This window comes from Marinilabilia salmonicolor JCM 21150 (assembly GCF_000259075.1).
Classification (GTDB): Bacteria; Bacteroidota; Bacteroidia; order Bacteroidales; family Marinilabiliaceae; genus Marinilabilia; species Marinilabilia salmonicolor.
This window is the reverse complement of the sequence record NZ_AJKI01000011.1, coordinates 371,064-377,809: the sequence shown is the minus strand read 5'-3', so window position 1 is coordinate 377,809 and position 6,746 is coordinate 371,064. Positions and strand designations below refer to the sequence as shown.

Sequence of the window (6,746 nt, the reverse complement as noted above, 5' to 3'; positions counted from 1 at the left end):
ATTACTTTTTTTGTGTCAAGACAAAAAAAGTAATTCAGGGTTTAAGGGATGAAATCCCTTTTGGTAGATGCCCGGGGGGAGTCAATATTTATGAAGAGAAAAAAACTTGTAGAAGTGACCTGCCAGCGCTTGACCAGAGCAGCTGACAGGTCTATCTTCCAGACAAACTGAGATAGAGAGAGTAGTATTAGGATTAAGGGTTAAGATGCCTCCTGAAGTTGTATTTTTGGGAACCATCTGAAAATGCAGACTGGCTTTTCCTCAGGATGCGACTTATTCATAATTTGTAAATCTATGTGGTAATCCAGATTTATATTAAGCTCACTCAAAAGGGTGTCTTCTTTTATTTGAGTTTGATATTTATGGTCGGTAAATGCAGCAGTCCAGAATAAGTCTTTTCCTTTAAGACCAATGGATTGGTTTCCTGTATAGCTCGAGAGATTCAGACTGGGAGTGTGGTGAAATATGTCCTGCCATTTTAAGTTTGTATTTGTTGCAGGAGATACCTCTTTAATTATTACTTCGAATGGAGAATTATTTGAGATGTTCGTTTCCCACCATCGTAGCTCATCTCCCGGAGCGGCCTTTATGGTAAGGTTGTTGGTGCCCTGACCATTTACTACATGACGGTGGTCTGCCACCATATATATGGAAGAAGAAAACTCATCTTCCTCTCTGATGGTAAATACGGGAATCTCTCTGGCTTCTGAATTTTGCTTTAAAAATTCCTGGATTCTGCGGTTTTTCAGAAGGGCCGCAGAATCTACCAATACCATCATTCCAATCACATTGCTCATTTTGCCTGGTTTTAATTGTTTAACCAAAGGCCGGGGATATTCGGTTTTTTATAGGTCGTAAAGGCTTGGGAGGTTAATCCAATGTGAATATAGTGGCAGGAGGATCTGATTCCGAAAAGAATGAGTGAATGGAACGAAATATTGAGTGAATGGTTAATTTTTTAGAGTTGCTTTGCGATGCAATTGTTCGTGAAGTTACAGAACTGTCATCTGGTTAAGGTCAGAAATTGAACCCAAAATTGAAGTACCATCGTAACCTGTGGTCGGTGTTATTGCTTCCTGCTCCTAACTGTAAGGGGCCTAAAAAACTATCGTATGCCAGCATTAAGCCGTAACCGTAAACGGTTTCTGTTTTGTCCAGACCGATGGGTTCAATTTGCTCGGGCAGATTTATGGTGGAAAACAGCACTCCTCCCTGGATATTCAGGTGAATTTGTTGAAGCAGGCGGTATCGAAGATCGATTTCCCCCAGGGCAAAATCTTCCACCAGCTTTTCCCTGAATGAGTAACCGATAAAGTGTACTTCGTTACTGCGGTTGTTGAAGGGAAGTCCTCCGATAAATGTTAAGTCGAGCAACGGAGCTGCTTTGTTTGTAAATTGCCCGGATAATCTGATGCCTGGGGTGAATTTACGACTTACCGGGAAATATTTTTGCCAGTGGCCGCCAAGTGAAAAGTATTGCCGGTTGGGAATGTTGGTAAGGGGTGCTACCAATTCTTTTCCGTTGCTGCTGCCTTTGTAAAGCTCTTTCCCGTCGATATTGAATCGGTAAAAAAGATTGATTTTAGAACCTCTGACCGGAAAATATCGTCGGTTTAATGAACTGTAATTGAAATCGAACCGGGTAGAAAGAAAGGTGTTTCCGAAACGCTCCACTCCTGCATAAAAAATGTCTGAAAATCCACTTCTGTTCTGTAGCGTTGAGTGTGTGTATCGTACCGAAGTTTCCATTTGCCAGGAGGTGCCCAGATTTGTCAGGAAACCGGCATAAACGGATGCATATTGTTGTTTGAAGGTTCCATATTTGGAGCCATCATCCAGATAAACAGGCAGGTTATTGTTTTCGTAGGTAAAGCCTGTCTTGGCGGCAGCTATTTGTTTTTCCCCCAGATAATTAAGTTGATATACATTTAGTCGGGGTGTTTCAGAAATGTCGGTGGTCAGGGAGGTGCGCGAAGAGTTCCCAAACAGGTTCCTTACGGTCAGGTTGGCCAATAGCCCTGCTTTGTATTCATTATCGTAATGAACTGAAAATTTAGTTTTGGCCGGATTACTTTCTTCCACGTTTAAAACCAGTACATAGCCCTGATCCAATGGGGCAAGGTGATAGGTGATGTTTTCGAAATGGCGGGTTCCCATGGCTCTTTCAATGCCTGTGCGAAGCAGTTCACTGGTAATGGTATCTCCGGGCTGTACACGCATATTTCCCAGCAAAAATTGTTGTGTTGTACTTTCCTGGCCATGAATTTGAATTCTGGATACGATTTTATTTTCTGCCTTCTTTTTATCCACTTCCGGCAAAATCTGCGGTACAATATTATTCTCTGCCATGAGTTTTCTGAGGGAGTCTGTCTGCTGCCTGGCAGCTTCTTCTCCCAGGAGGATAATTTCTTTGGCATTTGAAAAACTGGCGGTATTGTATTTCTCCAGTTGGGGCGAGATCAGTAAATCTGTTCTTCTGATAGCCCTGCGCATGGCCAGGTTTCCTCCGATTGTGGCCGATGCCATTAATATTTCGGGTAGCGTTTTAGGACCTTCATCGTCGGGATTTTCCTCAAAACCTACATTGACACCGATGATGATATCAGCTCCCATTCTTTTGCACAGATAAACCGGATAGTTATTAAGAATTCCCCCATCCACCAGTAACATAGAATCTAACCGCACTGGTGAAAAAACCGATGGAATAGACATACTGGCCCTGAGTGCCGTTGTAAGGTTTCCCTGATCAAAAATATATTGATTGCCACTGATGAGGTCTGCTGCAACGCAACGAAACGGTATGGGGAAGTCGTCGAACGACTGAATGTCTGTCACATGCCAGCTTAGCCGGGATATTAGTTCACTGATCTTTTGTCCCCGAACCAGTCCCGATGGAATTTCCAGTCCCTCGCGTGTAATGTTGAACTCTACCTGATAGCGGTTGTAATCTTCCTTTTCCTGCGGAGAAACTGAGGAGAGAGGAATCTGATCCGAAAGCAAATCAGTCCAGGATACATTATTGACGATCGAATCCAGTTCTTCAGCAGTGTATCCTATGGCATAGAGTCCGCCAATGATACTGCCCATGCTGGTCCCGGTGATGTAATCGGGAACAATCCCCTCTTCTTCCAATACTTTTAATGCACCGATGTGAGCCAGTCCTTTGGCCCCGCCTCCACTTAGTACAAGCCCTATTTTAGGGTGGTTCTCCTGAGCTTGAAGCTGAAACCCTAAAGTCAGATAAATCAGTATGATTAATGGTATAGAATTTCTCATGCTTGTAACCGGATTTTATGCAAAAGTAAAAGATTCCCGGTTACGGTGCATGATTAAGAGATTAATAATTGATTAAAAGTGCTTTCGGGGCTACTGAACCGACAATAATCAGGCTTGTTTTGAATTTAGTGCCTGCATGACAATTCTGACAGAATCTTCCGGAGAAAGCTCTGTTGTATCTACCGTAAGCGAGGCTTTCTTGTAATAGGGGCCTCTTTGTGCCAGGGTACTCCTGATAAAAGCCAGTAATTCTTCTCTGCTTTTTCCTGCAATTAGCGGGCGATGCTCTCTGGCAGGCATCAAACGGTCAGTGAGGGCCTCGGGTGATACTTTGAGATAGATGGTCAGACCGTGTTTATTCATAATCTCTATATTGTCGAAGTGACAGGGCACTCCTCCTCCGGTGGCAATAACTGCCTTTCCTGACTTTGTACTTTCATGAACAGCCAGACGCTCAATTTCACGGAATTTTTCTTCTCCATACCTGGCAAATATCTCAGAGATGCTTGTTCTTTCCTCTTCTTCGATGTATTTGTCAAGGTCAATAAACTTAAATCCAAGTTCACGAGCCAGCAGGCGGCCGAAGGTGCTTTTGCCGCTGCCCATGAATCCGGTTAGATATATTGGATATTGCATTTTTCCCGACTTAGAAGAGTGACTGTATTCTTAATTTCATGCGCCTTTCAGTATAATGATTTTGCCGCATTATCGCTTGTCTCCCGGATTTTAGCAGAGATTTTGTTTCTCCACATCCGGGGTTTTAATGACATTGAAGCTTTTTAATGCTCAGATCCCCTTTTGGGGACTTAGAGGGCTCTTTCCCCCTAAAAGATAGACATCTGGTTGTTGTCTTCTTCTTCCTCATCGTTTCCGGTTTCCTCATCGTCCTGTTCTTCGGGCATTGGTTCATCTTTTATGATGGGTTCCAGTTCCATGATTTTATGAATCTGATAGGTCGTGAGTCTTTTCCCTTTGGCTTTGTACCCTTTGATATTGATGAACTCAGCCACTTCTACGATGGCCTTTTCCCGGTCTTTATCTTCACCTCCAAATTTTATTTCCAGTCTGGGATAATCCACTTGTGTCAGACGAACCAGATGCGATTTGGGGTTATCTCCGATAAATCGCTGGGGTTTGCTAACCTGCTCTGCCTGGAACCGTTTTAGATAGTAAAAGTCCTGATCTGCATCGTAATAGACTGCTGACCATACAACTTCCGGATCAAATTTTTCGATGTAGAGGATATTGTCCTCATAGTGATTGGCCAGATCATAACCGGTCTGGAAGAATTGCCCGTCTTTGGTCATCACCAGAATCTGGTCGCCGCTATGAAACTCGCCCAGGTATTTGCCTCTGCCATCCACATTGAGACGAAGGATTTCGGGTTCGAACCATATTTTGCGTCCTCCAAGGGTGCTTTCGCCTTTCTTTTTCAGCACTATCTTGTGAATGGCATATTTGGTCAGGATATTACCCTGGGCGCCCCGCCCTTTGATGGCTTGTTCTGCCATGTCAAACTCAAATATCTGATTGCGCAATCGTGCCCGTGGTTTCAGGGTTACCTTTAAAACTTCTGCTTCACCATTGGGATTGGCACTGAAATAGAGAACTTCTGAACCTTCTTTCCCTTTTGTGAGGTTGTATTCCTTGTCGCGGGTTACCCCCGTTACTGCAAATCGTTTTATGTAGGTGTTTCCTTGTTTTCCATCGCGATAAACCACATTGTAAATGGTACGGGAATCATTGCGTTTGAAAACGGCTATGTGAATGATGTTCTTCCCGACAAAAGCCTTATCCTGTACTTTTGTTACCAGATAGCGGCCATCTTTATAGAAAATGATAATATCGTCGATGTCGGAACAGTTGCAGACAAACTCATCTTTCTTCAATGCTGTTCCTACAAATCCGTCTTCACGGTTGATGAAGAGTTTTTCGTTTTTAACCACCACTTTGGAAGCTTCAATGTTTTCAAAGCTTCTGATTTCTGTCATTCTCGGGTAGTGTGAACTGTATCGTTTCTTCAGCCCCTTGTAATATTCAATGGCAAAAGGAATGATATTGTTTAGGTTGTACTCCACTTGTTCCAGCTCTTCTTCGAGTGAAGCGATGTATTCGTCGGCTTTTTTGGAATCATATTTAGAAATTCGTTTAATCCGAATTTCCATCAGTTTAAGAATGTCATCCCGTGTAACCTTCCGTCGAAGCTGAAGCTTGAAAGGTTCCAGACCGTGATCAATGGTTTTGATAATGGCCTCATAGGTTTCACAATCCTCAATACGCTGGTATATTTTATTCTCGATGAAGATTTTTTCCAGCGATGACATGTGCCATGCTTCTTCCAGTTCTCCTTTTCTGATTTCCAGTTCCCGGGTGAGTAAATGAACTGTATGGTTGGTGTTATTCTTAAGAATCTCACTGACTCCGAGGAATGCGGGTTTTTCGTCGCGAATTACGCAGGAGTTGGGCGAAATTGACAGTTCGCAATCGGTAAAAGCATAAAGTGCATCAATGGTTTTATCGGGCGAGGTGTTGGCCGGAAGGTGAACCTGAATCTCTACCTTTTGTGCGGTGTTGTCATCAATTTTTTTGATTTTTATTTTACCCTTCTCATTGGCTTTCAGGATAGATTCAATAAGGGAGGAGGTGTTTCTTCCAAAAGGGATGTCTGAAATAACCAGCGTGCGGTTATCCAGCTTGCTGATTTTGGCACGTACTCTCACTGCTCCCCCGCGTAGCCCGTCATTGTAGCGCGAAACATCCATCATTCCGCCTGTCGGGAAATCGGGGTATAACTCAAATGATTGTCCTTTAAGTTGTGCAATGGAGGCATCAATGAGTTCGGCGATGTTGTGTGGAAGAATCTTGGAAGCCAGACCTACGGCAATTCCTTCAACCCCTTGCGCCAGCAACAGGGGAAACTTAACCGGAAGTGTTACCGGTTCCTGGTTACGGCCATCGTATGAAGGTTTCCATTCCGTGGTTTTAGGGTTAAATACCACCTCCTGGGCAAATTTTGTCAGCCGGGCTTCTATGTATCGCGGGGCTGCAGCACGGTCGCCCGTAAAGACGTTACCCCAGTTGCCCTGCATATCAATCAGCAGGTTCTTTTGTCCCAGCTGCACCAGTGCATCGCCAATGGAGGCATCACCATGCGGGTGAAACTGCATGGTAAAACCAATGATGTTGGCCACTTTATTGTACCTGCCATCTTCCATTCTGCGCATGGCGTGCAGGATACGTCGTTGGACAGGCTTTAAACCGTCATTGAGGTGAGGTACAGCCCGTTCCAGAATTACATAAGAGGCGTAATCCAGAAACCATGTACGATACATTCCCTGAAGTGCAGTAACTTTTAATTCAGGTTCTGTTTCGGCCTGTGAAGCGAAATTGTCGGAGTTGTTGATTTCTTCGTTGTTTTCCTCTTCGGGCTCTCCGGGTATTTCAGGATATTTATCGTTTTCGTCAGTCAT

4 protein-coding genes are annotated in these 6,746 nt (G+C 43.9%); all 4 read right to left on the bottom strand.

The window, feature by feature from the left end; genetic code table 11:
* Positions 1–200: 200 nt before the first annotated feature.
* The 4 genes from W7W_RS0108705 to W7W_RS0108690 all read right to left on the bottom strand — a co-directional run bounded on the left by W7W_RS0108705 (position 201) and on the right by W7W_RS0108690 (position 6,746).
* Positions 201–797 carry an AidA/PixA family protein gene (locus W7W_RS0108705; RefSeq protein WP_010663409.1) on the bottom strand — a complete coding sequence of 199 codons (597 nt, stop codon included), beginning with the start codon at positions 795–797 and terminating at the stop codon, positions 201–203.
* 220 nt (positions 798–1,017) lie between these two features.
* On the bottom strand, positions 1,018–3,276 hold the full coding sequence (locus W7W_RS0108700; RefSeq protein ID WP_010663408.1) for a patatin-like phospholipase family protein: 2,259 nt from the start codon (positions 3,274–3,276) through the stop codon (positions 1,018–1,020).
* Between the two features lie 108 nt (positions 3,277–3,384).
* The gene (locus tag W7W_RS0108695; protein ID WP_029510503.1) at positions 3,385–3,912 is read right to left on the bottom strand and encodes a shikimate kinase; all 528 of its coding nucleotides are present in this window, start codon (positions 3,910–3,912) and stop codon (positions 3,385–3,387) included.
* Between the two features lie 188 nt (positions 3,913–4,100).
* Positions 4,101–6,746 carry a DNA gyrase/topoisomerase IV subunit A gene (locus W7W_RS0108690; RefSeq protein ID WP_010663406.1) on the bottom strand — a complete coding sequence of 882 codons (2,646 nt, stop codon included), beginning with the start codon at positions 6,744–6,746 and terminating at the stop codon, positions 4,101–4,103.

What these genes read in the sequence shown, in the direction of transcription:
- W7W_RS0108705 (WP_010663409.1), bottom strand. Translation starts at nt 797, where the DNA reads ATGAGCAATGTGATTGGAATGATGGTATTGGTAGATTCTGCGGCCCTT.
- W7W_RS0108700 (WP_010663408.1), bottom strand. Translation starts at nt 3,276, where the DNA reads ATGAGAAATTCTATACCATTAATCATACTGATTTATCTGACTTTAGGG.
- W7W_RS0108695 (WP_029510503.1), bottom strand. Translation starts at nt 3,912, where the DNA reads ATGCAATATCCAATATATCTAACCGGATTCATGGGCAGCGGCAAAAGC.
- W7W_RS0108690 (WP_010663406.1), bottom strand. Translation starts at nt 6,746, where the DNA reads ATGACTGACGAAAACGATAAATATCCTGAAATACCCGGAGAGCCCGAA.